Annotated in this window: 25 protein-coding genes and 1 tRNA gene; all 26 read left to right on the forward strand. The window is 62.1% G+C overall.

Annotation, left to right across the window (positions count from 1 at the left end; all coding sequences use genetic code 11):
• The first annotated feature begins 55 nt into the window (after positions 1–55).
• Positions 56–1,378, forward strand: a complete 1,323-nt coding sequence (locus FFS45_RS10285) for a branched-chain amino acid ABC transporter substrate-binding protein (RefSeq protein ID WP_137954527.1) — start codon at positions 56–58, stop codon at positions 1,376–1,378.
• A gap of 164 nt (positions 1,379–1,542) precedes the next feature.
• On the forward strand, positions 1,543–1,815 hold the full coding sequence (gene rpsO / locus FFS45_RS10290; RefSeq protein ID WP_090688003.1) for a 30S ribosomal protein S15: 273 nt from the start codon (positions 1,543–1,545) through the stop codon (positions 1,813–1,815).
• Between the two features lie 316 nt (positions 1,816–2,131).
• Positions 2,132–4,279, forward strand: coding sequence for a polyribonucleotide nucleotidyltransferase (pnp, locus tag FFS45_RS10295; RefSeq protein ID WP_171029620.1), 2,148 nt, complete (start codon positions 2,132–2,134; stop codon positions 4,277–4,279).
• 126 nt (positions 4,280–4,405) lie between these two features.
• The gene (locus FFS45_RS10300; protein ID WP_137954528.1) at positions 4,406–5,431 is read left to right on the forward strand and encodes an NAD(P)H-quinone oxidoreductase; all 1,026 of its coding nucleotides are present in this window, start codon (positions 4,406–4,408) and stop codon (positions 5,429–5,431) included.
• A 263-nt stretch (positions 5,432–5,694) separates the two neighbouring features.
• On the forward strand, positions 5,695–6,474 hold the full coding sequence (gene tpiA, locus FFS45_RS10305; RefSeq protein WP_137954529.1) for a triose-phosphate isomerase: 780 nt from the start codon (positions 5,695–5,697) through the stop codon (positions 6,472–6,474).
• An 80-nt stretch (positions 6,475–6,554) separates the two neighbouring features.
• Positions 6,555–6,932 carry a preprotein translocase subunit SecG gene (gene secG / locus FFS45_RS10310; RefSeq protein ID WP_137954530.1) on the forward strand — a complete coding sequence of 126 codons (378 nt, stop codon included), beginning with the start codon at positions 6,555–6,557 and terminating at the stop codon, positions 6,930–6,932.
• 112 nt (positions 6,933–7,044) lie between these two features.
• Positions 7,045–7,129, forward strand: a tRNA-Leu gene (locus tag FFS45_RS10315).
• A gap of 158 nt (positions 7,130–7,287) precedes the next feature.
• Positions 7,288–7,647, forward strand: coding sequence for an NADH-quinone oxidoreductase subunit A (locus FFS45_RS10320; protein WP_137954531.1), 360 nt, complete (start codon positions 7,288–7,290; stop codon positions 7,645–7,647).
• Positions 7,648–7,710: 63 nt separating this feature from the next.
• Positions 7,711–8,190 carry an NADH-quinone oxidoreductase subunit B gene (locus FFS45_RS10325; protein WP_006052903.1) on the forward strand — a complete coding sequence of 160 codons (480 nt, stop codon included), beginning with the start codon at positions 7,711–7,713 and terminating at the stop codon, positions 8,188–8,190.
• 20 nt (positions 8,191–8,210) lie between these two features.
• Entirely contained in the window at positions 8,211–8,813 is a 603-nt protein-coding gene (locus FFS45_RS10330) for an NADH-quinone oxidoreductase subunit C (RefSeq protein WP_137954532.1), read from the forward strand.
• 9 nt (positions 8,814–8,822) lie between these two features.
• The gene (locus tag FFS45_RS10335; RefSeq protein WP_137954533.1) at positions 8,823–10,076 is read left to right on the forward strand and encodes an NADH-quinone oxidoreductase subunit D; all 1,254 of its coding nucleotides are present in this window, start codon (positions 8,823–8,825) and stop codon (positions 10,074–10,076) included.
• A 133-nt stretch (positions 10,077–10,209) separates the two neighbouring features.
• Positions 10,210–10,695: an NADH-quinone oxidoreductase subunit NuoE gene (nuoE, locus tag FFS45_RS10340; RefSeq protein WP_137954534.1), complete on the forward strand. Its 486-nt coding sequence runs from the start codon at positions 10,210–10,212 to the stop codon at positions 10,693–10,695.
• A complete protein-coding gene (gene nuoF / locus FFS45_RS10345) occupies positions 10,692–12,020 on the forward strand; it encodes an NADH-quinone oxidoreductase subunit NuoF (RefSeq protein ID WP_137954535.1) in 1,329 nt (442 codons plus the stop codon). Before nuoE ends, nuoF begins: the two co-directional genes overlap by 4 nt.
• Before the next feature lie 110 nt (positions 12,021–12,130).
• Positions 12,131–14,464, forward strand: coding sequence for an NADH-quinone oxidoreductase subunit NuoG (gene nuoG / locus FFS45_RS10350; RefSeq protein ID WP_137954536.1), 2,334 nt, complete (start codon positions 12,131–12,133; stop codon positions 14,462–14,464).
• Positions 14,465–15,523: an NADH-quinone oxidoreductase subunit NuoH gene (nuoH, locus tag FFS45_RS10355; protein WP_137954537.1), complete on the forward strand. Its 1,059-nt coding sequence runs from the start codon at positions 14,465–14,467 to the stop codon at positions 15,521–15,523. It begins immediately after the preceding gene.
• 15 nt (positions 15,524–15,538) lie between these two features.
• Positions 15,539–16,027: an NADH-quinone oxidoreductase subunit NuoI gene (nuoI, locus tag FFS45_RS10360; protein WP_012401389.1), complete on the forward strand. Its 489-nt coding sequence runs from the start codon at positions 15,539–15,541 to the stop codon at positions 16,025–16,027.
• A 139-nt stretch (positions 16,028–16,166) separates the two neighbouring features.
• Positions 16,167–16,883, forward strand: coding sequence for an NADH-quinone oxidoreductase subunit J (locus FFS45_RS10365; RefSeq protein WP_137954538.1), 717 nt, complete (start codon positions 16,167–16,169; stop codon positions 16,881–16,883).
• A gap of 20 nt (positions 16,884–16,903) precedes the next feature.
• Positions 16,904–17,209 (forward strand): NADH-quinone oxidoreductase subunit NuoK, encoded by a 306-nt coding sequence (nuoK, locus tag FFS45_RS10370; RefSeq protein ID WP_090687962.1) that lies wholly within the window; start codon positions 16,904–16,906, stop codon positions 17,207–17,209.
• Positions 17,210–17,227: 18 nt separating this feature from the next.
• The gene (nuoL, locus tag FFS45_RS10375; RefSeq protein ID WP_137954539.1) at positions 17,228–19,309 is read left to right on the forward strand and encodes an NADH-quinone oxidoreductase subunit L; all 2,082 of its coding nucleotides are present in this window, start codon (positions 17,228–17,230) and stop codon (positions 19,307–19,309) included.
• Positions 19,310–19,333: 24 nt separating this feature from the next.
• A complete protein-coding gene (locus FFS45_RS10380) occupies positions 19,334–20,824 on the forward strand; it encodes an NADH-quinone oxidoreductase subunit M (protein WP_137954540.1) in 1,491 nt (496 codons plus the stop codon).
• 25 nt (positions 20,825–20,849) lie between these two features.
• Positions 20,850–22,322: an NADH-quinone oxidoreductase subunit NuoN gene (nuoN, locus tag FFS45_RS10385; protein ID WP_137954541.1), complete on the forward strand. Its 1,473-nt coding sequence runs from the start codon at positions 20,850–20,852 to the stop codon at positions 22,320–22,322.
• Positions 22,322–22,618, forward strand: a complete 297-nt coding sequence (locus FFS45_RS10390; protein ID WP_137954542.1) for a DUF2818 family protein — start codon at positions 22,322–22,324, stop codon at positions 22,616–22,618. The genes nuoN and FFS45_RS10390 overlap by 1 nt, the downstream gene beginning before the upstream one ends.
• Before the next feature lie 41 nt (positions 22,619–22,659).
• A complete protein-coding gene (locus FFS45_RS10395; RefSeq protein ID WP_137954543.1) occupies positions 22,660–23,250 on the forward strand; it encodes an NUDIX hydrolase in 591 nt (196 codons plus the stop codon).
• A 270-nt stretch (positions 23,251–23,520) separates the two neighbouring features.
• Positions 23,521–23,946 carry a DUF1178 family protein gene (locus FFS45_RS10400; protein ID WP_137954544.1) on the forward strand — a complete coding sequence of 142 codons (426 nt, stop codon included), beginning with the start codon at positions 23,521–23,523 and terminating at the stop codon, positions 23,944–23,946.
• Between the two features lie 48 nt (positions 23,947–23,994).
• Positions 23,995–25,191 carry an acyl-CoA dehydrogenase family protein gene (locus FFS45_RS10405; protein WP_137954545.1) on the forward strand — a complete coding sequence of 399 codons (1,197 nt, stop codon included), beginning with the start codon at positions 23,995–23,997 and terminating at the stop codon, positions 25,189–25,191.
• A gap of 10 nt (positions 25,192–25,201) precedes the next feature.
• The gene (locus FFS45_RS10410) at positions 25,202–26,338 is read left to right on the forward strand and encodes an acyl-CoA dehydrogenase (protein WP_137954546.1); all 1,137 of its coding nucleotides are present in this window, start codon (positions 25,202–25,204) and stop codon (positions 26,336–26,338) included.
• The last annotated feature ends 3 nt before the right edge of the window (positions 26,339–26,341 follow it).

The raw sequence follows: 26,341 nt of genomic DNA on the forward strand, positions 1-26,341 counted from the left end.
TCCAGGCCACGCATCCTATGATCCGCGCTTCATACGAGATGCAAAGGAGCTGCGCATGGCGGCGAAGTGGGGGCGTGCCGCGGTGGCGGCGCTGGCGGTAGCAGTGACGGCGGTGGTGGGGACGGCGGTGCTGGTGACGACGGCGGAGGCCGCCGCTGACGCCGGCGCGCAGTCGAGCCCGGCGCTGGCCGGCAAACCGGTCCAGTTAGCGCTGATCGAAGGCATGTCCGGCCCGTTTGCGAACGCGGGAGCGGCGGTGGAGCGCAATCTGCGCTTCGGCGTCGAACAGGTGAACGCCCGCGGCGGCGTCAGGCTGGCCGACGGCGCGCATCCGCTCGAGCTGGTGGTGCTGGACAGCAAGGGCAGCACCGACGAGGCGCTGGTGCAGTTGCGCGCGGCGGCGGACCGCCATATCGGCTACATCCTGCAGGGCAACAGCTCGGCCGTGGCGGCGGCGCTGCTCGGTGCGATCGGGAAGCAGAACAGCCGCGAGCCGGACAACCAGGAAGTGTTCCTCAACTACTCCGCCGACGATCCCGCGCTGACCAACGCCGGCTGCAGTTTCTGGCACTTCCGTTTCGACGCGCACGCGGGCATGCGTATGGACGCGCTTGCCGACGTGATCCAGCACGACCCGTCGGTCCGGAAGGTCTATCTGCTCAACCAGGACTACAGCTTCGGCCATGACGTCAGCGCGCTGGCGCGCTCGGCGCTGGCGGCCAAGCGCCCGGATATCGCGATTGTCGGCGATGAATTTCATCCGATTGGCCGCGTCAAGGATTTCGCCCCCTACATCGCCAAGATCCGCGCGAGCGGAGCCGATGCGGTGATCACGGGCAACTGGGGCAACGATCTGACGCTGCTGGTCAAGGCCGCGCGCGAGCAGGGGCTCGACACCAAGTTCTACACCTTCTACGGCAACAGCCTCGGGGCGCCGGCGGCGCTCGGCGAGGCTGGCGTGAAACGCGTGATCGCGGTGGCCGACTGGCATCCCAACGCGGGTGGCGCTGCCTCGGACGCGTGGTACAAGGCGTTCCGCGCCCACTACCCGGCTGCCCAGGACGACTATCCGGTGCTGCGCATGGAACTGCTGGTCGAGATGCTCGCCGCGGCCATGAACAAGGCCGGCAGCGCCCAGCCGGAGGCGGTCGCGAAGGCGCTGGAGGGGATGAAGTTCGATAACGGCTTCCACCCCTCGTGGATGCGCGCCGACGATCACCAGATGATCCAGCCCCTTTATGTGATGGAGATGGACAAGGCCGGCACGCCGGGCGTGCGCTTCGACAACGAGGGTTCTGGCTATGGCTTTCGTACCGTGCTGGCGTTGCCGCCCGAGCGGACCGTGCCGGCTACGACCTGCCGCATGACACGGCCTTGAGGCGCTGCTTTGGGCCAGCCGTCGAGCCGGCCCGCGCCCGCGAATCCGGTCCGCCACAGCAGGGTTCGCGGCCGATTCAGGCTGTGCTACAATACGCCCCTCGTTGTAATCCACGGCACGGCCTTTCTTCCGTGACCGCCTGTCTAGTTCTCAAGGAAATTGATATGTCCGCAGTTGAAGCAAGCAAGAAGTCCGAAGTTGTTGCGCAATTTGCACGCGCTGCTAACGATACCGGCTCCCCCGAAGTTCAGGTCGCTCTGCTGACCACCCGCATCAATGAACTGACCGTTCACTTCAAGGCCCACACGAAGGACCACCACAGCCGCCGCGGTCTGCTGCGCATGGTGAGCCGTCGTCGCAAGCTGCTCGACTACCTGAAGGGTAAGGACGCGGACCGTTACCGCGCACTGATCGAGAAGCTGGGTCTGCGTAAGTAATTGGGCGCGCAGTAAGGCGCTCTCAGCAAGATGCCTGTGTCAGTTTCACTGATACAGGCATTTTGTTTTTGCACGGTGCGCTTCATGTGAGGCGTGCCGATAGTTGCCCGCGGTAGCGTGACGGTTCATGCGGCGGGCAACGCTCAACACAGCCGGGCTTCAGGGCAGAGCTTTGTGTCATTCCAGCGGTTCGCGCACGTACTCGATGTAGGGCGTGGTTCTCTGGAATGGCATAACACTCCTCTTCCCATGTAGCACCGGTCCTGGCGTTGCCGCGCCGCTTCTGGTCCGCGCGGCATAACGATGGAGTGACAAAATGACTATGTTCAATAAAATCGTCAAAGAATTTAAGTGGGGACAACATAACGTTCGTCTCGAAACGGGCGAAATCGCTCGTCAGGCAAGCGGTGCTGTGATTGTCGACGTCGAAGATACCGTTGTGCTGGCCACCGTGGTCGGCGCCAAGACCGCCAAGCCGGGCCAGGACTTCTTCCCGCTGACGGTCGACTACCTCGAAAAGACCTACGCAGCCGGCAAGATCCCCGGTGGCTTCTTCCGCCGCGAAGGCCGTCCGTCGGAAGGCGAAACGCTGATCTCGCGCCTGATCGACCGCCCGCTGCGCCCGCTGTTCCCGGAAGGCTTCTACAACGAAGTGCAGGTCGTGATCCACGTCCTGTCGCTGAACCCCGAAATCCCCGCTGACATTCCCGCGCTGATCGGCGCGTCGGCGGCGCTCGCCGTGTCCGGTCTGCCGTTCAACGGCCCGGTCGGCGCAGCACGCGTGGCCTACCTCAACAACGAATACGTCCTGAACCCGACGCGCGCCCAGATGAAGGATTCGGCGCTCGACCTGGTCGTCGCCGGTACCGAGCGCGCCGTGCTGATGGTCGAATCGGAAGCGCAGCAACTGAGCGAAGAAGTGATGCTCGGCGCAGTGGTCTACGGTCACGAGCAAATGCAGACCGCGATCGACGCGATCCATGAGCTCGTGCGCGAAGGCGGCAAGCCGGAGTGGGATTGGCAACCGGCCGCCAAGAACGAGCCGCTGATCGCTCGCGTGACGGAACTGGCGCAGGCCGACCTGCTCGCTGCATACCAGATTCGCGACAAGCAGGCGCGTTCGGCCAAGCTGAAGGAAGTCTACGCCGCCACCTCGGCGAAGCTGGAAGAAGAAGCCGCTGCAGCCGGCACGGTCGCAGCCGACAAGGCGGCGGTCGGCAACGTGCTGTTCGACATCGAAGCGAAGATCGTCCGTACCCAGATCCTCGACGGCGAACCGCGTATCGACGGCCGCGACACGCGCACCGTGCGCCCGATCGAAATCCGCACCGGCGTGCTGCCGCGTACCCACGGCTCGGCGCTGTTCACGCGCGGCGAAACCCAGGCTCTGGTGGTCGCCACGCTCGGCACCAAGGGCGACGAGCAGAGCATCGACGCGCTCGAAGGCGAGTACCGCGAACGCTTCATGCTCCACTACAACATGCCCCCGTTCGCGACGGGCGAAACGGGCCGCGTCGGCTCGCCGAAGCGCCGTGAAATCGGTCACGGCCGTCTCGCCAAGCGCGCGCTGGCAGCCTGCCTGCCGAGCGCCGACGAATTCGGCTACTCGATTCGCGTTGTGTCGGAAATCACCGAATCGAACGGTTCGTCGTCGATGGCTTCGGTGTGCGGCGGCTGCCTCGCACTGATGGACGCCGGCGTGCCGATGAAGGCGCACGTCGCCGGCATCGCCATGGGCCTGATCCTCGAAGGCAACAAGTTTGCCGTGCTGACCGACATCCTCGGCGACGAAGATCACCTCGGCGACATGGACTTCAAGGTGGCGGGTACCGAGCACGGCGTGACCGCGCTGCAGATGGACATCAAGATCCAGGGCATCACCAAGGAAATCATGCAGGTCGCTCTCGCGCAAGCGAAGGAAGGCCGTCTGCATATCCTCGGCAAGATGACCTCGGCTGTCTCGGGCGCGAACACCCAGCTGTCGGAATTCGCACCGCGCATGATCACCATCAAGATCAATCCGGAAAAGATCCGCGACGTGATCGGCAAGGGTGGTTCGGTGATCCGCGCGCTGACCGAAGAAACCGGCACGACCATCGATATTTCGGACGACGGCGTCGTCACCATCGCCAGCACCAGCAGCGAAGGCATGGCCGAAGCGAAGAAGCGCATCGAGAACATCACGCTGGAAGTCGAAGTGGGCCAGGTCTACGAAGGCACCGTGCTCAAGCTGCTCGATTTCGGCGCGATCGTGAACATCCTGCCGGGCAAGGACGGTCTGCTGCACATCTCCGAGATCGCCAACGAGCGCATCAAGGACATCAACGACTATCTGAAGGACGGCCAGCAGGTGAAGGTCAAGGTCATCCAGACGGACGAGAAGGGCCGCGTGCGTTTGTCGGCGAAGGCGTTGCTGAACGACGCAGCGTCGGGCGCACCGCAAAGCGAACCGACTCCGCAGTAATGCGGTAAGGTAGAGAACGGCCGGCAGCGTGAATGCGCGCCGGCCGTTTTTCATGAGGGTGGATTGCCTTGCAGGCGACGCGAAGCGCGGGTGTGCAACGCAATCCAAACCTTGGAGGTGAGGCAGATGAAAGCGATCGAAATTACTGAATTCGGTGCGCCGGAAGTCTTGAAGCTCGCTGAGCGGCCCACGCCGCAGCCTAAAGCGGGTGAGGTGCTGATCAAGGTAGCCGCCTCGGGCGTGAATCGTCCGGACGTGTTCCAGCGCAAGGGCGGCTATGCGCCGCCACCGGGCGCGTCGGACCTGCCGGGGCTGGAAGTGGCGGGGGAAATTGTCGGCGGGACGATCGACGAGAAGCGCAACCCGTTTGGCCTGAAGCTTGGCGATCGCGTCTGCGCGTTGCTGGCCGGCGGCGGTTACGCCGAATATGCGGCGGCGCCGCTCGCGCAATGTCTGCCGGTGCCGAAGGGCCTCTCCGATATTGAGGCGGCTTCGTTGCCGGAAACCTTCTTTACGGTGTGGAGCAACGTCTTCGAACGCGGGCAACTGGGCGCGGGCGAGGGTGGGCCGAACGAAACCCTGCTGGTGCAGGGCGGGTCGAGCGGCATCGGTGTGACGGCCATCCAGATTGCCCATGCGTTGGGCTTTCGCGTGTTCGCCACCGCGGGGTCGGACGACAAGTGCCGCGCCTGCGAACAGCTTGGCGCCGAGCGTGCGATCAACTACAAGACCGAAGACTTCGTCGAAGTCCTCAAGTCGCTGACGAACGATCGCGGTGTCGACGTGATCCTCGACATGGTGGCGGGCAGCTATGTGCCGCGCGAACTGAGCGCGCTGGCCGACGGCGGCCGGATCGTGCTGATTGCGACGCTGGGCGGCGCGAAGGCCGAGCTGAATCTGCCGGAGATCATGCGCCGCCGTCTGACGGTGACCGGTTCGACATTGCGTCCGCGCCCGGTGGAGTTCAAGGCGAGGCTTGCCGCGCAACTCAAGGCGCGCGTGTGGCCGCACCTCGAGGACGGCCGCATCAAGCCGGTGATCTACCAGGTGTTTCCGGCTGCGCAGGCGGCCGAGGCGCACGCGTTGATGGAAAGCAGCACGCACGTGGGCAAGATCGTGCTGGATTGGGGCGTGGCCCAAGTAGCGGGCTGACGGTTCCGCGGCGGCTGCAAAGCCGCCCGGGTGTGAGGCGGGGGCGTTCGCGCACGCTTGACAGGGCCAGGTTGACGGGATTGGTTGGTGGCTGGCAGTTTGACCCGATCCACCTGCTCGCAGTAAAATTGCGCGTTTTGCGTGCGCCGCATGAATTCGAAAGGCGGGCAGTAAGGTTGCAGGTGTTGCAGGTGCGGTACCAATGAGGTGTCCATCATGCAGCGCGATGCAACGCGGGTCCGCCGCCACGACAAGACGAGACGATGTCGAAACAACGAGCGAAGCTGGTAATCGGTAACTGGAAGATGCACGGGCGGCTTGCCGGGAACGCGGTTCTGCTTGAAGCCGTGGCGCAGGGCGCCGGTGAATTGGCAGACACCGTGCATGTCGGCGTGTGTGTGCCGAGTCCGTATCTCGCGCAGGCGCAGGCACTGCTGGAAGGCAGCCGCGTTGTGTGGGGTGTGCAGGACGTATCGGCCTTCACGAGCGGCGCCTACACCGGTGAGGTGGCCGCGCCGATGGCGGTGGATTTCGGCGCGTCGCTGGCAATCGTCGGGCACTCGGAGCGCCGCGCCTATCATCGCGAAAGCTCGGAGCTGGTGGCCGTCAAGACGCAGCGCGTGCTCGAAGCGGGTTTGACCCCGATCGTCTGCGTGGGCGAAACGCTTGAAGAGCGTGAAGCGGGTACGACCGAGCAGGTGGTCGGCGCGCAACTGGACGAAGTGCTGGTGAAATTGTCGGTCGAAGAGGCGGCGCGTATCGTCGTCGCTTATGAGCCGGTCTGGGCGATCGGCACCGGCAAGAGCGCCACGTCGCAACAGGCGCAGGACGTTCATGCGTTCCTGCGTGCGCGTCTCGCGGCGAAGGATGCTGCGCTCGCCCGGGTACCACTGTTGTATGGCGGCAGTGTGAAGCCGGAGAATGCGGAAGAGTTGTTCCGTCAGCCGGACATCGACGGTGGCCTGATTGGCGGCGCGTCGTTGAAGGATCAGGATTTCCTGGCAATCTGCAAGGCGGCTGGCGCGGTGAGCGTCACGCAGTAAGCAGGCTGTCCGGGCAGGAAGACCCATTGCGCGTGGCGCCCCTTGTGCCGCGCGATTAAATAAAGACTCAGGTGAGTGTGATGCTGGTTTTGAAAACTTTGATTATCGTCGTTCAGTTAATGTCGGCGCTTGGGGTCATCGGCCTCGTGCTGCTGCAGCACGGTAAGGGTGCCGACATGGGCGCCGCTTTCGGCAGCGGCGCGTCGGGCAGTCTGTTCGGCGCGACGGGTTCGGCAAACTTTCTGTCGCGTACCACCGCAGTGCTTGCAGCGATCTTTTTTGTCACCACGCTGGCGCTCACGTACCTCGGTTCATATCACGCCAAGCCTTCTGCAGGCTTGCTCGGCACGGTAGCCACCGCTCCGGTGGTGGCGTCGTCCGCTGCTGCTCCGGCTGGCGCATCGGTTGCCGCTCCGGCTGTCGCTGCGTCGACGCCGGGCCAGGACGTGCCGAAATAAATTTTCGGGAAAAGTGGTCGTGGTGCGTTGAACAAACTGTTTAAACCAGTTACAATCTAAGTCTTGAAGCGATTCGCGGGTTTTACAAGTTGATTTCCCGGATTGCAGTAGTGCCGACGTGGTGAAATTGGTAGACACGCTATCTTGAGGGGGTAGTGGCGAAAGCTGTGCGAGTTCGAGTCTCGCCGTCGGCACCAATGTTATCTAAATGCCAGCCGCTTGCTTCGCTTCGGCTGGCATTTTCGCTTCTGGCCGGTGTTTGCGTTAAAGTTGCAGCGTCAAGCGCGCCGAAGTAATTTCGTGCCGGGTGATCCTGTCCCTGGCGGCACTCAGAACCAACCGATTGAGGATAGTCTTGAACCTCGCAGCCTATTACCCCGTCTTGTTGTTCCTCCTGGTGGGCACTGGTTTAGGCGTAGCACTGGTCAGTATTGGCAAGATCCTCGGTCCGAGCAAGCCTGATACCGAGAAGAACGCACCATACGAGTGCGGCTTCGAAGCGTTCGAAGATGCGCGCATGAAATTCGATGTGCGCTACTATCTCGTCGCCATTCTCTTCATCATTTTCGATCTTGAAACCGCGTTCCTGTTTCCGTGGGGTGTGGCCCTGCGCGATATCGGCTGGCCCGGCTTCATGGCAATGATGATCTTCCTGCTCGAGTTCCTGCTAGGCTTCGCCTACATCTGGAAGAAGGGCGGTCTGGACTGGGAATGATGGATTAATCGCCGGTTTGCGTGGGCGGCGAACGCTAGCCGCCCCGTCTGGAGTGGAAAGCAAATGAGTATCGAAGGGGTCTTGAAGGAAGGGTTTGTCACCACCACGGCTGACAAGCTGATCAACTGGACGCGCACTGGCTCCCTGTGGCCGATGACGTTCGGTCTCGCGTGTTGCGCGGTCGAGATGATGCATGCGGGCGCAGCCCGTTATGACCTCGACCGTTTCGGCGTGGTGTTTCGTCCAAGTCCGCGTCAGTCGGACGTGATGATCGTCGCCGGCACGCTGTGCAACAAGATGGCGCCCGCTCTGCGCAAGGTCTACGACCAGATGGCCGAACCGCGCTGGGTGATCTCGATGGGCTCGTGCGCGAACGGCGGCGGCTACTACCACTACTCGTATTCGGTGGTACGCGGCTGCGACCGGATCGTGCCGGTCGACGTCTATGTACCGGGTTGTCCGCCCACCGCTGAAGCGCTGGTCTACGGCGTGATCCAGCTACAGGCGAAGATCCGCCGCACCAACACCATCGCCCGTCAATAAAGCCAGAGCCTCCCCACAAAATGGCAAGCAAACTCGAGACCCTGAAAGCGAACCTCGAGGCGGCCTTTGGCGGCCGCCTGCTGAGCGTCACCGAAGCAATCGGCGAGCTCACGATCGTCGTGAGTGCCACAGAATATCAAGATATTGCGACGCGCCTCCGCGACGATTTGTCGCTGCGCTTCGAGCAACTGGTCGACCTGTGCGGTATCGACTACCAGACCTACGGCGACGGTGCTTACGACGGTCCGCGCTTCGCGGCGGTGCTGCATCTGCTGTCGGTAACGAACAACTGGCGCCTGCGTGTGCGCGTGTTCGCACAGGACGACGATGTGCCGCTGATCCCGTCCGTGGTCGATATCTGGAGCTCGGCCAACTGGTACGAGCGCGAAGCGTTCGACCTGTACGGCATTGTCTTCGAAGGTCACCCGGACCTGCGCCGTATCCTGACCGACTACGGTTTCATCGGTCACCCGTTCCGCAAGGATTTCCCGATTTCCGGCTACGTCGAAATGCGTTACGACCCGGAAGAGAAGCGCGTCGTCTATCAGCCTGTGACGATCGAGCCGCGGGAAATCACGCCGCGCGTGATCCGCGAGGATCGCTATGGCGGTCTGAAACACTAAGGGAACGCCATGGCAGAGATCAAGAACTACACGCTTAACTTCGGCCCGCAGCACCCGGCCGCGCACGGTGTGCTGCGCCTCGTGCTCGAACTCGACGGCGAAGTGATCCAGCGCGCCGACCCGCATATCGGCCTCCTGCACCGCGCTACTGAAAAGCTCGCGGAAAACAAGACCTTCATCCAGTCCGTGCCGTATATGGACCGTCTCGACTACGTGTCGATGATGGTCAACGAGCACGGTTATGTGCTGGCCATCGAAAAGCTGCTCGGCATCGACGTGCCGGTGCGTGCGAAGTACATTCGCGTCCTGTTCGACGAAATCACCCGCGTGCTGAACCACCTGATGTGGATCGGCTCGCATGCGCTCGATGTGGGCGCGATGGCGGTGTTTCTGTACGCCTTCCGCGAACGCGAAGACCTGATGGACGTGTACGAAGCGGTGTCCGGCGCCCGGATGCACGCGGCTTACTACCGTCCGGGCGGCGTGTATCGTGATCTGCCGGAAGCGATGCCGCAGTACAAGGCATCGAAGATCCGCAACGCGAAGGCGCTCTCGAAGATGAACGAGACCCGCCAGGGTTCGTTGCTCGACTTCATCGACGACTTCTTCACCCGCTTCCCGCATTGTGTCGACGAATACGAAACGCTCCTCACCGACAACCGGATCTGGAAGCAGCGTCTGGTCGGCATCGGCGTGGTGAGTCCGGAGCGGGCGTTGCAGCTCGGCATGACCGGTGCAATGTTGCGTGGCTCGGGTATCGAGTGGGATCTGCGCAAGAAGCAGCCGTATGAAGTGTATGACAAGCTGGACTTCGACATTCCGGTGGGCGTGAACGGCGATTGTTACGACCGCTACCTGGTTCGCGTCGAGGAAATGCGTCAATCGACTCGTATCGCGAAACAATGCATTGAGTGGTTGCGCAACAATCCGGGCCCCGTAATGATCGACAATCATAAAGTTGCGCCGCCGTCGCGCGTCGGCATGAAGTCGAACATGGAAGAGCTGATTCACCACTTCAAGCTCTTCACGGAAGGCTTCCACGTGCCGGAAGGCGAGGCGTATGCGGCTGTCGAACATCCGAAGGGCGAGTTCGGCATCTATCTGGTCTCGGACGGCGCCAACAAGCCGTATCGCCTGAAGATTCGCGCACCGGGTTATGCCCATCTGTCCGCGCTCGACGAAATGGCGCGCGGTCACATGATTGCCGATGCCGTGACGATTATCGGCACGCAGGACATCGTGTTCGGCGAAATCGATCGTTAAGAGCGGTTTTCATCGTGGCGTGCGCGTCGCAGCCGTAGTGTGCGCGTGGTCAAAAAGGAACGCCGGGTCTGTCGCAACATGCAGCACGCGACAGGTTTTCGTTCGGTAGGAATTGAAAGAGTCGTGTCTGAAAATGATCTCAGCTGAAGGCCTGAAAGAAATCGATCGTGCGATCGCGAAGTATCCCGCCGGTCAGCAACAGTCCGCCGTGATGGCGGCGTTGGCCGTCGCTCAGGAAGAGCATGGCTGGCTGTCGCCCGAACTGATGCAGTTCGTCGGCGACTATCTCGGCATGCCCGCAGTCGCCGTGCAGGAGGTCGCGACCTTCTACACGATGTACGAGACGGCGCCGGTCGGTAAGCACAAGATCACGCTTTGCACGAACCTGCCGTGCCAGCTCGGTCCGGATGGCGGCTCGGAAAGCGCTGCCGAGTACCTGAAGCAGAAGCTCGGCATCGACTTCGGCGAAACCACGGCGGACGGCAAGTTCACCTTGAAAGAAGGCGAATGCATGGGCGCGTGCGGCGACGCACCGGTGCTGCTGGTGAACAATCACCGTATGTGCAGCTTCATGAGCCGCGCCAAGATCGACCAGCTGCTCGAGGAACTTTCGAAATGACGTCTCTCCACGATCGTCACATCAAACCGCTGATTCTCGCCGGCCTGAACGGCGACAACTGGCATCTCGAAGACTACGTGGCGCGCGGCGGTTACGTCCAGCTGCGCCGTATTCTGGAAGAGAAGATTCCGCCCGAGCAGGTGATTGCCGACGTCAAGGCGTCGGGTCTGCGCGGCCGGGGCGGTGCGGGCTTCCCGACCGGCCTGAAGTGGAGCTTCATGCCGCGCCAGTTCCCGGGGCAGAAGTACCTCGTCTGCAACTCGGACGAAGGCGAACCGGGTACGTTCAAGGACCGCGACATCCTGCGCTGGAATCCGCATGCCCTGATCGAAGGCATGGCCATCGGCGCGTATGCGATGGGCATTACGGTCGGCTACAACTACATCCACGGTGAAATCTTCGAGGTGTATCAGCGCTTCGAACAGGCCCTGGAAGAGGCGCGCCGCGCCGGTTTCCTCGGCGACAACATCATGGGCTCGGGCTTCTCGTTCCAGCTCCATGCGCACCACGGTTACGGCGCCTACATCTGCGGCGAAGAAACCGCGCTGCTCGAGTCGCTGGAAGGCAAGAAGGGCCAGCCGCGCTTCAAGCCGCCGTTCCCGGCGAGCTTCGGTGTGTACGGCAAGCCGACCACCATCAACAACACCGAGACGTTCGCGGCAGTGCCGTTCCTGCTGACGGTCGGCCCGCAGACTTACCTGGAAATGGGCAAGCCGAATAACGGCGGCACCAAGATTTTCTCGGTCTCGGGCGACGTCGAACGTCCGGGCAACTACGAAGTTCCGCTCGGCACGCCGTTCGCGACGCTGATGGAACTCGCCGGCGGTGTGCGCGGCGGCAAGAAGATCAAGGCCGTGATTCCTGGCGGCTCGTCCGCTCCGGTGATTCCGGGCGAGATGATGATGCACACCGACATGGACTACGACTCGATCGCCAAGGCGGGATCGATGCTCGGTTCGGGCGCGGTGATCGTGATGGACGAGACGCGCTGCATGGTCCGTTCGCTGCTGCGTCTGTCGTACTTCTATTACGAAGAGTCCTGCGGCCAGTGCACGCCCTGCCGCGAAGGCACCGGCTGGCTGTATCGCGTCGTGCATCGTATCGAGCACGGCCTCGGCCGCCAGGAAGATCTGGATCTGCTGAACTCAGTGGCCGGCAACATCATGGGCCGTACGATCTGTGCGCTCGGCGATGCAGCGGCCATGCCGGTGCGCGGCATGCTCAAGCACTACTGGGATGAATTCGAATATCACGTCGCCAACAAGCGCTGCCTCGTAGGCGGTCATGCCGGCGCAGCAACGGCTTCGGAAACGGTGGCGGCTTAAAGAGCAATCAGCGGCCATACACCGGAAGCGTCAACCGCGGGGTTCATCGCCGTGTGGCGAATGAACGGGCGAACGATTGAGCGGTAACAGGTTAAGGAAGATTGACCATCATGGTTGAACTTGAAATAGACGGCAAGAAAGTAGAGGTGCCTGAAGGCAGCATGGTGATCCAGGCTGCGCATAAGGTCGACACGTACATTCCTCACTTCTGCTATCACAAGAAGCTGTCGATTGCGGCCAACTGCCGGATGTGCCTGGTCGACGTCGAAAAGATGCCGAAGGCCGTGCCTGCATGCGCCACGCCGGTGTCGGCGGGCATGATCGTGCGCACCAAGTCCGAAAAGGCCGTGCAGGGTCAGCAAGCCGTGATGGAATTCCTGCTGATCAACCACCCGCTCGATTGCCCGATCTGCGACCAGGGCGGCGAATGCCAGTTGCAGGATCTGGCGGTGGGCTACGGCAAGTCGTCCTCGCGCTACAGCGAAGAAAAGCGCGTGGTGTTCCATAAGAACGTCGGCCCGCTGATCTCGATGGAAGAAATGACGCGCTGCATTCACTGCACGCGTTGCGTCCGCTTCGGCCAGGAAGTGGCCGGCGTGATGGAACTGGGCATGCTGGGCCGCGGCGAGCATTCGGAAATTACCTCGTTCGTCGGCAAGACGGTCGACTCCGAACTGTCGGGCAACATGATCGATCTGTGCCCGGTCGGCGCACTGACCAGCAAGCCGTTCCGCTACAGCGCCCGCACCTGGGAGCTGTCGCGCCGCAAGTCGGTGAGCCCGCACGATTCGGTCGGCGCGAACCTCGTGGTGCAGGTCAAGAACAACCGCGTGATGCGCGTGCTGCCGTTCGAAAACGAAGCGATCAACGAATGCTGGATTTCGGACAAGGACCGCTTCTCGTATGAAGGCCTGAACAGCCCGGAACGCCTCACCAAGCCGATGTTGAAGCAAGGCGGCAAGTGGGTTGAAACCGACTGGCAAAGCGCGCTCGACTACGTCGTCAAGGGCCTCAAGGGCATCAAGGGCGATCACGGCGCGGAAGCGCTGGCCGCACTGGCCAGCCCGCACAGCACGGTCGAAGAACTGTTCCTCATCAAGCAACTCGCGCAAGCGGTCGGCACGCCTAACGTCGACTTCCGCCTGCGCCAGACGGATTTCTCGGCGCCGGTGAATGGCGCACCGTGGCTCGGCACGAAGATCGCCGATCTGTCGAACGTCGACGCGGCGCTCATTATCGGCTCGGACCTGCGCCGCGATCATCCGCTGTTTGCCGCTCGTCTGCGCCAGGCTGCCAAGAACGGCGCCGAGCTGACCCTCGTGCAAGCCACCCATGACGACGCACTGATCCCGCAAGCAAAGCGCGTGGTCGCTGCGCCGTCCGCATGGCTGGAGCAGATTGCCGGTATCGCGGCTGCGGTTGCGGAAGCGCGCGGCGCGGCTTTGCCGGAAGCTTTCGCCGGTACGCAGGCAAGCGACGCACACAAGCAGGCCGCAGCGTCGCTCGCGGCCGGTGAGCTGCGTTTCGTGCTGCTCGGCAACGGCGCGGTCCGCCATCCGGACTTCGCCCGCATTCATGCGGCGGCTCAATGGATCGCCGACACCACCGGCGCGACGCTCGGCTTCCTCACGGAAGCGGCGAACACGGTGGGTGCGCACCTCGTCGGCGCGTTGCCGGGCGAGGGCGGCCTGAACGCTCGCGAAGCGTTCGAACAGCCGCGCAAGGGTTATGTGCTGCTCAACGTCGAACCGGAGTTCGACACGGCCAACCCGGCGCAGGCACTGGCCGCGCTGAACCAGGCTGAAATGGTCGTGGTGCTGTCGCCGTTCCAGACTGGTGCTGACTACGCCGACGTGCTGCTGCCGATCGCACCGTTCACGGAAACGGCCGGCACGTTCGTGAGCGCGGAAGGCACGGTGCAGACCTTCAACGGCGTGGTGCGCCCGCTCGGCGACACGCGTCCGGCATGGAAGGTGTTGCGCGTGCTCGGCAGCCTGCTCGGCGTGCCGGGCTTCGAATTCGATACCTCGGAAGAAGTGCGCACGGCGGCGCTGGGCGACGGCGATCTGAGCGCGCGCCTGTCGAACAAGACCGGTGTGGCAGTGGCGCGCGGTGCGGCGCCGAAGGCGGCCGAAGGCGCGTTCGAGCGCATCGCCGATGTGCCGATCTACCACGCCGACCCGCTGGTGCGCCGCGCGGAATCGCTGCATCTGACGGCGGCCGCGCGCGCCGCGAACACGGTCGGCCTGCCGGCTGCGCTGTTCGACAAGCTGGGCTTGAAAGACGGCGACGCGGTGCGCGTGCGCCAGGGTGAGCACTCGGTCCAGTTGCCGGCCGTGCGCGATGCAAATCTTGCGGAGACAGTCGTCCGCGTATCGGCGGCCACGCCTGCCGGTGCAGCGCTGGGCAGCCTGTTCGGTGAACTGCTGGTGGAGAAGGCGTAAATGTTCGAATCGATCAACTCGGGCGGCACTCAACTTCTCGGTGCGGCATGGCCCACGGTGTGGGCACTGGTGCGCATCCTGGTGGTAGCCGTCGTGATCCTGCTGTGCGTGGCTTACCTGATTCTCTGGGAACGTAAGCTGATCGGCTGGATGCACGTGCGTCTCGGTCCGAACCGCGTCGGCCCCGGCGGGATGCTGCAGCCGATCGCCGACGTGCTGAAACTGTTGCTCAAGGAAGTGATTCAGCCGGCCCAGGCGAGCCGCTGGATTTACCTGATCGCGCCGATCATGGTGGTGGTGCCGGCCTTTGCGGTCTGGGCGGTGATTCCGTTCCAGGCGGGCGCGGTGCTCGGCAACATCAACGCCGGTCTGCTGTACGCGATGGCGATCTCGTCGATCGGCGTGTACGGCGTGATTCTCGCCGGCTGGGCCTCGAACTCGAAGTACGCGTTCCTCGGCGCGATGCGCGCTGCGGCGCAGATGGTGTCGTACGAAATCTCGATGGGCTTCGCGCTGGTGGTCGTGCTGATGACCGCGGGCACGCTGAACCTCTCGGATATCGTCGGTTCGCAGGAGCGCGGCTTCTTCGCCGCCCACGGCCTGAACTTCCTGTCATGGAACTGGCTGCCGCTGTTGCCGATGTTCGTCGTCTACTTCATTTCGGGCATCGCCGAAACGAACCGCCACCCGTTCGACGTGGTGGAAGGGGAGTCGGAAATCGTCGCGGGTCACATGATCGATTACTCGGGGATGGCGTTCGCGCTGTTCTTCCTCGCCGAGTACATCAACATGATCGTGATCTCGGCACTCGCATCAACCCTGTTCCTTGGCGGCTGGAGCGCACCGTTCGGCTTCCTGTCGTTCATCCCGGGCATCGTTTGGCTCGTCGCCAAGGTCTTCTTGCTGCTGTCGGTATTCATCTGGGCGCGCGCCACGTTCCCGCGCTACCGCTATGACCAGATCATGCGTCTGGGCTGGAAGGTGTTTATTCCGGTCTGCGTGGTGTGGCTGGTGGTGGTCGGCTTCTGGATCATGTCGCCGTTGAATATCTGGAAATAAAGGGCGGACGAACCTATGACCGCAATCCAAAACTTCTTCAAGACCTTCTTCCTGACGGAACTGCTCAAGGGTCTCGCGCTGACCGGACGTTATACGTTCCAGCGCAAGATCACGGTGCAGTTCCCCGAGGAGAAGACGCCGATCTCGCCGCGTTTTCGCGGGCTGCACGCGCTGCGCCGCTATGAAAACGGCGAAGAGCGCTGCATCGCCTGCAAGCTGTGCGAAGCGGTGTGCCCGGCGCTCGCCATTACGATCGAATCGGAAACGCGCGCGGACAATACCCGTCGCACGACGCGTTACGACATCGACCTGACCAAGTGCATCTTCTGCGGTTTCTGCGAAGAGAGCTGCCCGGTCGACTCGATCGTCGAGACGCACATTCTCGAGTATCACGGCGAGAAGCGCGGCGACCTGTATTTCACGAAGGACATGCTGCTGGCCGTGGGCGACCGCTACGAAGCGGAGATCGCAGCGAACAAGGCAGCGGATGCGCCGTATCGTTGAAGTTGAATACGCTTTAGTTTGACGTTTCAGGTTGTACCGGCCTGCAGTCAGGCCGTAGGCTGCTGCTTGACCGCTGTAGCGTGGCGCGTATGCGCCAAAGAACAATGCCTGACGATGGCCTAACGATGAACCGGTAATCATGGAATTCACGACCGTACTGTTCTACATCTTCTCCCTGCTCCTGGTGGTGTCCGGGCTGAAGGTGATCACCTCGCGCAACCCGGTGGCGTCCGCGCTGTTCCTGGTGCTCGCGTTCTTCAATGCGGCGGCCATCTGGATGCTGCTGCAGGCGGAGTTTCTCGCGATCCTGCTGGTGCTCGTGTATGTGGGCGCGGTGATGGTGCTGTTCCTGTTCGTGGTGATGATGCTGGACATCAACATCGACATCCTGCGGCGCGACTTCAAGCGCTTCGTGCCGATGGCCACGGTAGTGGGCGGCATCATCGTGATCGAAACCGCGCTGATTCTCTGGCACGGCTTCGGCGCGACGGTTACGCCGCTGCGCGACACGACGGTTGCGGCCGGCAGCGCGATGGCAGACTGGTCGAATACGCGCCTGATCGGTAAAGTGATCTACACCGACTACATCTTCGCGTTCGAAGTCGCAGGTCTGGTGCTGCTGGTGGCGATCATCGCCGCCATCGCGCTGACCACGCGCCACGCGAAGGACAGCAAGCGCCAGCGCGTGAGCGATCAGGTCAAGGTGCGCGCGCAAGACCGCGTGCGCGTGGTGAAGATGCCTTCCGAAAAGACCGCGGCTACGATCGCGGCGGAAGAAGCTGCCGCAGCAGCCGAGGCCGCAGCCGCCGCTGCTGCTGCGACGGCCGCGGCTGCTGCAACGGCTAAAAATAGCTGAGAGGAGACAGGAGAGAAATTATGTTGACCCTTGCTCACTACCTTGTGCTCGGCGCGATCCTGTTTTCGATCAGCGTTGTGGGCATCTTCCTGAACCGCCGCAACGTCATCATTATCCTGATGGCGATCGAGCTGATGCTGCTGGCGGTGAATACCAACTTCGTCGCGTTCTCGCATTACCTCGGCGACGTGCACGGCCAGATCTTCGTCTTCTTCGTGCTGACGGTTGCGGCAGCGGAAGCGGCAATCGGCCTGGCGATTCTGGTGACCTTGTTCCGTAGCCTCGACACGATCAATGTCGAGGATCTCGATCAGCTCAAAGGTTAATCTCGAGGCAAGACTGTTATGTCAACGACACTCAACGAAAACCTGTTGCTGGCGGTACCGCTTGCACCGCTGGCCGGCTCCCTGATCGCAGGGTTGTTCGGTAAGGCGGTAGGGCGCGCAGGGGCCCACACGGTCACGATTCTCGGCGTCGCGATCTCCTTTATTCTGTCTGCCATCGTCTTCTTCGACGTGATGAACGGCGCGAGCTTCAACGCGACGATCTACGAGTGGATGTCGGTCGGCAAGCTGAAGTTCGAAATCGGCTTCCTGGTCGACTCGCTCACGGCGATGATGATGTGCGTGGTGACCTTCGTGTCGCTAATGGTGCACATCTACACGATCGGCTACATGGCCGACGACGACGGCTACCAGCGCTTCTTCTCGTACATCGCGCTGTTCACGTTCTCGATGCTGATGCTCGTGATGAGCAACAACCTGCTGCAGCTGTTCTTCGGCTGGGAAGCGGTGGGCCTCGTGTCGTATCTGCTGATCGGCTTCTACTTCACCCGCGAAAGCGCGATCTACGCGAACATGAAAGCGTTCATCGTCAACCGCGTGGGCGACTTCGGCTTCCTGCTCGGCATTGGCCTCCTGCTGGCGTTCGCCGGCTCGCTGAACTACGGTGACGTGTTCGCCAAGAGCCATGAGCTTGCCGCGCTGACCTTCCCCGGCACCCACTGGGGTCTGCTGACGGTCGCGTGTATTTGCCTGTTCATCGGCGCGATGGGTAAGTCGGCGCAGTTCCCGCTGCATGTGTGGCTGCCCGATTCGATGGAAGGCCCGACGCCGATCTCCGCACTGATTCACGCGGCAACCATGGTGACGGCCGGTATCTTCATGGTCACGCGCATGTCGCCGCTGTTCGAACTGTCGGATACGGCGCTGTCGTTCGTCACGATCATCGGCGCGATTACCGCACTGTTCATGGGCTTCCTCGGGATTGTCCAGAATGACATCAAGCGCGTGGTGGCCTACTCCACGCTATCGCAGCTCGGTTACATGACCGTGGCACTCGGCGTCTCGGCTTACCCGGTCGCCATGTTCCACCTGATGACACACGCGTTCTTCAAGGCGCTGCTGTTCCTCGGCGCGGGTTCGGTGATCATCGGCATGCACCACGATCAGGACATGCGCAACATGGGCGGCTTGCGCAAGTACATGCCGATCACGTGGATCACGTCGCTGATCGGCTCGCTGGCGCTGATTGGCACGCCGTTCTTCTCGGGCTTCTACTCGAAAGACTCGATCATCGATGCAGTGAAGCTGTCGCATCTGCCGGGTTCGGGCTTCGCGTACTTCGCGGTGGTGGCGAGCGTGTTCGTCACGGCGCTGTACTCGTTCCGCATGTACTTCCTGGTGTTCCACGGCGAAGAGCGCTTCCGCAAGCCGAAGCATCCGGAATCGCCGATGGCGATCGAGGCCGCCGCCCACGCTGCGCACGGTCACGACGATCATGGTCACGGCCACGACGATCACGGCCACGACGATCACGGCCATGCGCACGAGCCGCACGAAAGCCCGTGGGTGGTGTGGGTGCCGCTGGTGCTGCTGGCGATTCCGTCGGTCATCATCGGTGCGATCGCGGTTTTCCCGCTGCTGTTCGGCGATTTCTTCGCGCACGGCGTGGTGTTCGACAAGGTGATCTACATCGGCGCGAACCATCCGGCGTTGGCGGAGATGGCCGATGAATTCCCGGGTTGGGCGCGGATGGGCTTGTACTCCGTGTCGGGTCTGCCGGTCTGGCTGGCGCTTGCCGGCGTCGTGACCGCGTGGTTCCTGTATCTGAAGCGTCCGGATCTGCCGGCAGTCGTGCGCCGCGCCTTTGGCCCGATCTATACGCTGCTCGATAACAAGTACTACATGGACAAGATCAACGAGGTCGTGTTCGCACGCGGCGCGGTGGCAATCGGCCGGGGCCTCTGGAAAGAGGGCGACGTGGTGGTTATCGACGGCATCGTCAATGGCAGCGCACGCTTTATCGGCTGGTTTGCCGGGGTGATCCGCTTCCTCCAGTCGGGCTACATCTACCACTACGCGTTTGCCATGATCATTGGCATGCTGGGGCTCCTGACCCTGTTTGTAACGCTTGGCGGCAAATAAGAGAAGGCGAGGGGACACCACACAATGCACACGTATCCGATTTTAAGTATTGCCATCTGGTTGCCGATTGTGTTCGGCCTGCTGGTTCTTGCTATCGGTTCTGACAAGAATCCTGGCCCGGCGCGTTGGCTGGCTCTGGTGGGTTCGGTTCTCAGCTTCATCGTCACGATTCCGCTGTTCACCAGCTTCGATTCGAGCACGGCGGATCTGCAGTTCGTTGAAAATGTGCATTGGATCGAGCGCTTCAACATTGCGTATCACCTCGGGGTCGACGGGATCTCGATGTGGTTCGTGGTGTTGACGGCGTTGATCACGGTGATCGTGGTGATTGCCGGGTGGCAGGTCATTACGAAGAACGTGGCCCAGTATTTCGCCTCTTTCCTGATCCTCTCCGGCATCATGGTCGGCGTGTTCAGCGCAGCGGACGGGATGCTGTTTTACGTGTTCTTCGAAGCGACGCTGATCCCGATGTACATCATCATCGGCGTGTGGGGCGGCCCGAACCGCGTGTATGCGGCGTTCAAGTTCTTCCTGTACACGCTGATGGGCTCGCTGCTGATGCTGGTCGCGCTGCTGTATCTGTACACGCAGACCAGCACCTTCGATCTGGCGACATGGCAGAACCTGAAGATCGGCATGACGCCGCAAGTGCTGCTCTTCATTGCGTTCTTCCTTGCGTTCGCGGTGAAGGTGCCGATGTGGCCGGTCCACACCTGGTTGCCTGACGCCCACGTGGAAGCGCCGACCGGCGGCTCGGTGGTGCTGGCGGCGATCATGCTGAAGCTGGGCGCCTACGGTTTCCTGCGCTTCTCGCTGCCGATCACGCCGGACGCAAGCCACTTCCTGGCACCGGTCGTCATCACGCTGTCGCTGATTGCGGTTATTTACATTGGTCTGGTAGCGATGGTGCAGGCCGACATGAAGAAGCTGGTTGCGTATTCGTCGATTGCGCACATGGGCTTCGTCACGCTTGGCTTCTTCATCTTCAACCAGCTCGGCGCGGAAGGCGCAATCGTGCAGATGATCTCGCACGGTTTTGTCTCCGGCGCGATGTTCCTGTGCATCGGCGTGCTGTACGACCGGATGCACTCGCGCCAGATCGCCGATTACGGCGGCGTCGTCAACACGATGCCGAAGTTCGCGGCGCTGGTGATGCTGTTTGCAATGGCCAACTGCGGCCTGCCGGGAACCTCAGGGTTTGTCGGCGAATTTATGGTGATTCTGGCTGCGGTCCAGTACAACTTCTGGATTGCAGGCGGCGCCGCGGTCACGCTGGTTCTTGGCGCGGCCTACACGCTGTGGATGTACAAGCGCGTGTATTTTGGCGCGGTGGCAAACGACCACGTGAAGAAACTGCTCGATATCAACCATCGCGAGTTCTTCATGCTGATCGTGCTGGCCGCATTGACGTTGTTCATGGGCCTGTATCCGAAGCCCTTTACCGATGTGATGCACGTATCCGTGGAAAACCTCCTCTCCCACGTTGCGCAATCGAAACTGCCGTTGCCACAGTAACGCAGAGCGGAGGAATCTAAACACCATGCAAAACGCACCTATGACTGCCCTGTTGCCCGACGGCCTGTTGATGCTCGCCGTAGTTATCGCGTGGCTCAACGACACGTTCTTCGGCCAGGCGGCCCGACGCACCACGTATTTCATCGCCCTCATCTCGACGCTGGTTGCCGGCGTCTGGTTCGGCGTGAATGCCTTCGACCCGCAAGTGCATTACTTCTTCGGGCACATGTACGTGGTGGACGCCTTCGCCAACACGATGAAGGCGGTGGTATCGCTCGGTTATACGGTGTCGATCGTCTACTCGCGCAAGTATCTGGAAGACCGCGATCTGTACCGCGGCGACTTCTTCCTGCTGGGCATGTTCTCGCTGCTTGGCCAGTTGGTGATGATCTCGGGCAACAACTTCCTGACGCTGTACCTCGGTCTGGAACTGATGTCGCTGTCGCTGTATGCGGTTATCGCGCTGCGCCGCGACGCTGCCCAGTCGAACGAAGCGGCCATGAAGTACTACGTGCTCGGCGCGCTGGCCTCCGGTTTCCTGCTGTACGGCATCTCGATGCTCTACGGCGCAACGGGATCGCTCGACATCAACGAAGTGTTCAAGGCCGTGGCATCAGGCCGTATCAACGACGTGGTCCTGCTGTTCGGCGTGATCTTCATCGTGGCCGGCGTGGCGTTCAAGATGGGCGCAGTGCCGTTCCATATGTGGGTGCCTGACGTGTATCAGGGCGCACCGACCGCCATGACGCTGCTGACCGGCGGTGGCCCGAAGGTCGCGGCCTTCGCATGGGCTCTGCGCTTCCTCGTGATGGGTCTGCTGCCGCTGGCAGTGGACTGGCAGGAAATGCTGGTGATCCTTGCGGCGCTGTCGCTGATCGTCGGCAATATCACCGGTATCGTGCAGCGCAACGTCAAGCGGATGCTCGCTTACTCGGCGATCTCGAACATGGGCTTCGTCCTGCTCGGCCTGCTGGCCGGGGTGGTGGACGGCAAGACGGCCAGCGCCGCAAGCGCGTACGGTTCGGCCATGTTCTACAGCATCGTCTACCTGGTGACGACGCTCGGCACTTTCGGCATCGTCATGCTGCTGGCACGCCGCGACTTCGAAGCCGAGACGCTCGACGACTTCAAGGGCCTGAATCAGCGTAGCCCGGTGTTCGCGTTCGTGATGATGATCATGATGTTCTCGCTCGCGGGCATTCCGCCGGCGGTTGGCTTCTACGCCAAGCTCGCCGTGCTGCAAGCGACGATGAACGCCGGTCTGACGTGGCTGGCCGTGCTGGCCGTGATCACCTCGCTGTTCGGCGCGTTCTACTACCTGCGTATCGTCAAGCTCATGTACTTCGACGACCCGCTCGACACCACGCCGATCAAGGGTGATGCGTGCAACCGTGCGCTGCTCGCGCTGAACGGTCTCGCCGTGCTGGTGCTCGGCATCGTGCCGGATCCGCTGCTGAAGGTCTGTCTGCAAGCGATCACCCATACGCTGACGCTCTGATGTCTGCTGCTGGCTGGTTTATTGTGTTGTTGGCGCTCGCGGGCGCCAACCTGCCGTTCCTGAATCAACGCCTCTTCGCCGTCGTGCCGCTCAAGGCGGAGAAGAAGAGTGCGTGGCTGCGAATTGCCGAGCTGATTGCACTGTACTTTGTAGTGGGCGCATTCGGCTTCATGCTCGAAGCTCGCGCGGGTAACCGTTTCGAGCAAGGCTGGCAGTTCTACGCGATCACCTTCAGCCTGTTTCTGGTGTTCGGGTTTCCCGGTTTCACTTTCCAGTATCTCGTCAAACGGCGCTGACGGCTCGCGCTGTCGCGCACCACGCTGTCCTGAGGTTGCACATGGCTGAACTTCCCGATCACGACGCAGCGCTTACCGAGACCTGTCTCGAGAGCAAGACGATCCACCAGGGTCCGTTCCTGACACTCAAGTGCGACACGGTCCGCTTGCCGGACGGCAAGAGCGCAACACGCGAGTACGTGAAGCACCCGGGCGCCGTGATGGTGATCCCGCTGTTCGACGATGGCCGCGTGCTGCTGGAATGCCAGTATCGCTATCCGATCGGCAAGGTGATGTATGAATATCCGGCTGGCAAGCTTGATCCGAACGAGGGCGCGCTTGCCTGTGCCAAGCGTGAACTGCGCGAAGAAACCGGCTATACGGCGCGCGAGTACGTGTTTTTGACGCGGATTCATCCGATCATCTCGTACTCAACTGAATTTATCGACATCTACCTCGCACGCGGCTTGACCGCCGGCGAGCGCAAGCTCGACGACGGCGAGTTTCTCGAACTGTTCACCGCAACCGTTCCTGAAGTTTCCGAATGGGTTCGGACCGGCAAGATCACCGACGTGAAGACGATCATCGGCACGTTCTGGCTGGAGAAAGTGTTGTCGGGTACATGGCCGGCCGCTGAGCCTGAGCCGAACTGATTGCAGGCGGCGCGGCCCGGGATCCGGGCTAAGCCGCCGGACCAGCCCGGCACGCAGCAAACCACGGCAGCCCTCGCGGCTGCCGTGGTCATTTATGGCCGGTCGGCGAGCATCGGTCCGAAGCGTTAAAATCGCGCACGCGTGCTCGATTGCTGCTGGACGCGGAAATACGCTGGACTGACGTACCAAAGGCGCGCCACGCAAAATTTCCGAACGATCGTTCACAAATTTCCATTTTGCGCTAAACTCATACGCAAGCCCTGATTCCACATGAAGGTCCTCGATTTACAGTGCCCGCACGGCCATCGGTTTGAAGGCTGGTTTGCTTCCGCCGAAGACTTTGAGTCGCAGTTGTCCCGCAAGCTGGTTGAATGTCCGATTTGCGGCGCGACCGAAGTGAGCCGTTTGCCGTCGGCGCCCCGGCTGAACCTGTCGGGCGCGACCGAGGCGCCAGCCCCTGCGGGCGCCGGGGAAATGCAGGCGCGCGTCATGCGCGCGCTGCGCGAGGTACTGGAAAAGACCGAGAACGTGGGTGACCGCTTCGCCGAGGAAGCGCGGCGCATTCACTACAACGAAGCGCCCGCTCGCAACATTCGCGGTGTCACCACAGCGGAAGATGCGAAAGCCTTGGTCGAGGAAGGCATTGAAGTGATGCCGTTGCCGATCCCGGCCGCTCTGAAGGAACCGTTGCAATAGCGCAGCGGCTCACTGGCGGCGGGCAGCCGCGGCCAGGAGACACTGCGCATGAATCTGAATTACTCTCCCGCTGACGACGCGTTCCGCGCCGACATCCGCGCCTGGCTCGAAGCGAATCTGCCTCGCGAACTGAGCGACAAAGTACTCAATCACAAGCGTCTGAATCGCGAAGACATCGCGAGCTGGCACAAGCTGCTCGGCCCACGCGGCTGGTCGGCCACTGCCTGGCCCAAGGAGTACGGCGGTCCGGGCTGGGACGCTACACAACGGCACATCTGGGACGAAGAATGCGCCCGCATTGGCGCGCCTCCCGTGCTGCCGTTCGGCGTCGCGATGGTCGCGCCCGTGCTGATGAAATACGGCAACGAGGCGCAAAAGCGCCGCTACTTGCCGCGCATTCTGGACGGCTCGGACTGGTGGTGTCAGGGCTATTCCGAACCGGGCTCGGGCTCGGATCTGGCGTCGCTGCGCACGCGCGCCGAGCGCGTTGGCGACCACTACGTCGTCAACGGCCAGAAGACTTGGACCACGCTCGGCCAGCACGCCGACATGATGTTCTGCCTCGTGCGCACCGACAGCGGAGCGAAAAAGCAGGAGGGCATCTCGTTCCTGCTGATCGACATGAAGACGCCGGGCATTACCGTGCGCCCAATCATCACGCTCGACGAAGATCACGAAGTCAACGAAGTGTTCTTCGAGGACGTGAAGGTGCCGCTCGAGAATCTGGTCGGCGAAGAAAATCGCGGCTGGACCTACGCGAAGTACCTGCTCGGACACGAGCGCACCGGCATTGCACGTGTGGGGCAATCGAAGCGCGAACTGATGTTCCTGAAGCGTCTCGCGCTCGAGCAGAAGAAAAACGGCAAGCCGCTGCTGCACGACCCGGTGTTCGCTGCGAAGGTCGCGAGCCTGGAAATCGAGTTGATGGCGCTGGAAGTGACGGTTCAGCGCGTGGTCGCCAATGAGGTGGGCGGGCGCGGGCCGGGACCGGAAGCGTCGATGCTGAAAATCAAGGGCACCGAGGTTCAGCAAGGCTTGACCGAACTGATGTTCGAAGCCGTTGGACCGATGGCGGCACCGTTCGATGTCGCGTTCCTCGAAGGCGAACACGCCCACAGCACGGCCGGTGATGACGATGCCGCGCCGCTGGCCGCGTATTACTTCAACTTCCGCAAGACGTCGATTTACGGTGGCTCGAACGAAATTCAAAAGAACATCATCGCGCAGATGATTCTCGGACTCTGAGGAGCGGCGCATGGACTTCACATTTACCGACGAACAACAGCAATTCGCCGACGCACTGCGCCGCTATCTGGACAAGCACTACGGCTTCGAAGCGCGCCAGGCGATTGTCTATTCGGACGCGGGCGTCTCCGATACGCATTGGGCGGCCTTCACCGAACTCGGTTTGACCGCATTGCCGGTGCCGGAAGAGCAGGGCGGCTTCAATGGCAGCCTTGTCGATATGCTGGTGGTGATGCAGGAGCTGGGCCGGGCGCTGGTGGTCGAGCCGTATTGGGCGACGGCAGTGGGTATCGAGGCACTGCGGGTTACGGGCTCGGCAAGCGCCGGGCAGAGCGAAGATACTGCGTTGCTCGAACGTGCGGCACAAGGCGAGATCAAGCTCGCCGTGGCGTTTCATGAGCCGCATGCCCGCTACGATCTGTTTTCCGTCGACACAACCGCCACGCAGCAAGGCGAGCATTACGCGCTGAGCGGCAAGAAGTCGGTGGTGTTGCACGGTGCACAGGCGGACCACTGGATTGTGCCCGCGCGTCTGAACGGCGAGATCGCGCTGTTCGTGGTCGCGCGCGACGCGGCCGGCACGCAGGTCACCGACTACCGCACGATCGACGGCCAGCGGGCGGCGTCATTGGCATTTGCCGGCACGCCGGCACGGCGTCTGGGCGGCCAGCATGCAGGGGCCGCTGCACTCGAGCAGATCGCGGACTATGGTACGGTGTTGCTGTGCGCGGAAGCCGTGGGTGCACTCGACGCGCTGAATCACGCCACCGTCGAATACACCAGGACACGGCAGCAATTCGGTCAGCCGATTGCGCGTTTTCAGGCTCTGCAACACCGGATGGTGGAGATGCTGATTCATGCCGAGCAGGCGCGTTCGGCGACGTACCTGGCCACCGTGCGCTATGCGAGCAGCGATGCCGATGAACGGCGCCGCGCGGTCTCGGCGGCTAAGGTGCGGGTGGGTCAGGCGGCGCGTTTCGTCGGTCAGCAGGCGGTGCAGTTGCACGGCGGCATGGGCGTGACGAACGAAGTGGCGGCAGCCCACCTGTTCAAGCGCCTGGCGATTATCGAAACCACGCTGGGCGACGTCGACCATCATCTGGCGCGTTTCGCCGCGCTGTCACATTTTGCCAGCGCTGAAGCATGACCC

It is taken from the genome of Burkholderia sp. 4M9327F10, assembly GCF_005503145.1.
GTDB lineage: Bacteria > Pseudomonadota > Gammaproteobacteria > Burkholderiales > Burkholderiaceae > Paraburkholderia.

What these genes read in the sequence shown, in the direction of transcription:
- FFS45_RS10300 (WP_137954528.1), top strand. Translation starts at nt 4,406, where the DNA reads ATGAAAGCGATCGAAATTACTGAATTCGGTGCGCCGGAAGTCTTGAAG.
- pnp (WP_171029620.1), top strand. Translation starts at nt 2,132, where the DNA reads ATGACTATGTTCAATAAAATCGTCAAAGAATTTAAGTGGGGACAACAT.
- rpsO (WP_090688003.1), top strand. Translation starts at nt 1,543, where the DNA reads ATGTCCGCAGTTGAAGCAAGCAAGAAGTCCGAAGTTGTTGCGCAATTT.
- FFS45_RS10365 (WP_137954538.1), top strand. Translation starts at nt 16,167, where the DNA reads ATGGAATTCACGACCGTACTGTTCTACATCTTCTCCCTGCTCCTGGTG.
- nuoE (WP_137954534.1), top strand. Translation starts at nt 10,210, where the DNA reads ATGATCTCAGCTGAAGGCCTGAAAGAAATCGATCGTGCGATCGCGAAG.
- FFS45_RS10400 (WP_137954544.1), top strand. Translation starts at nt 23,521, where the DNA reads ATGAAGGTCCTCGATTTACAGTGCCCGCACGGCCATCGGTTTGAAGGC.
- FFS45_RS10380 (WP_137954540.1), top strand. Translation starts at nt 19,334, where the DNA reads ATGCACACGTATCCGATTTTAAGTATTGCCATCTGGTTGCCGATTGTG.
- tpiA (WP_137954529.1), top strand. Translation starts at nt 5,695, where the DNA reads ATGTCGAAACAACGAGCGAAGCTGGTAATCGGTAACTGGAAGATGCAC.
- nuoI (WP_012401389.1), top strand. Translation starts at nt 15,539, where the DNA reads ATGACCGCAATCCAAAACTTCTTCAAGACCTTCTTCCTGACGGAACTG.
- FFS45_RS10405 (WP_137954545.1), top strand. Translation starts at nt 23,995, where the DNA reads ATGAATCTGAATTACTCTCCCGCTGACGACGCGTTCCGCGCCGACATC.
- FFS45_RS10395 (WP_137954543.1), top strand. Translation starts at nt 22,660, where the DNA reads ATGGCTGAACTTCCCGATCACGACGCAGCGCTTACCGAGACCTGTCTC.
- nuoH (WP_137954537.1), top strand. Translation starts at nt 14,465, where the DNA reads ATGTTCGAATCGATCAACTCGGGCGGCACTCAACTTCTCGGTGCGGCA.
- secG (WP_137954530.1), top strand. Translation starts at nt 6,555, where the DNA reads ATGCTGGTTTTGAAAACTTTGATTATCGTCGTTCAGTTAATGTCGGCG.
- FFS45_RS10285 (WP_137954527.1), top strand. Translation starts at nt 56, where the DNA reads ATGGCGGCGAAGTGGGGGCGTGCCGCGGTGGCGGCGCTGGCGGTAGCA.
- nuoL (WP_137954539.1), top strand. Translation starts at nt 17,228, where the DNA reads ATGTCAACGACACTCAACGAAAACCTGTTGCTGGCGGTACCGCTTGCA.
- nuoG (WP_137954536.1), top strand. Translation starts at nt 12,131, where the DNA reads ATGGTTGAACTTGAAATAGACGGCAAGAAAGTAGAGGTGCCTGAAGGC.
- FFS45_RS10335 (WP_137954533.1), top strand. Translation starts at nt 8,823, where the DNA reads ATGGCAGAGATCAAGAACTACACGCTTAACTTCGGCCCGCAGCACCCG.
- FFS45_RS10325 (WP_006052903.1), top strand. Translation starts at nt 7,711, where the DNA reads ATGAGTATCGAAGGGGTCTTGAAGGAAGGGTTTGTCACCACCACGGCT.
- FFS45_RS10410 (WP_137954546.1), top strand. Translation starts at nt 25,202, where the DNA reads ATGGACTTCACATTTACCGACGAACAACAGCAATTCGCCGACGCACTG.
- FFS45_RS10390 (WP_137954542.1), top strand. Translation starts at nt 22,322, where the DNA reads ATGTCTGCTGCTGGCTGGTTTATTGTGTTGTTGGCGCTCGCGGGCGCC.
- nuoK (WP_090687962.1), top strand. Translation starts at nt 16,904, where the DNA reads ATGTTGACCCTTGCTCACTACCTTGTGCTCGGCGCGATCCTGTTTTCG.
- FFS45_RS10330 (WP_137954532.1), top strand. Translation starts at nt 8,211, where the DNA reads ATGGCAAGCAAACTCGAGACCCTGAAAGCGAACCTCGAGGCGGCCTTT.
- nuoN (WP_137954541.1), top strand. Translation starts at nt 20,850, where the DNA reads ATGCAAAACGCACCTATGACTGCCCTGTTGCCCGACGGCCTGTTGATG.
- nuoF (WP_137954535.1), top strand. Translation starts at nt 10,692, where the DNA reads ATGACGTCTCTCCACGATCGTCACATCAAACCGCTGATTCTCGCCGGC.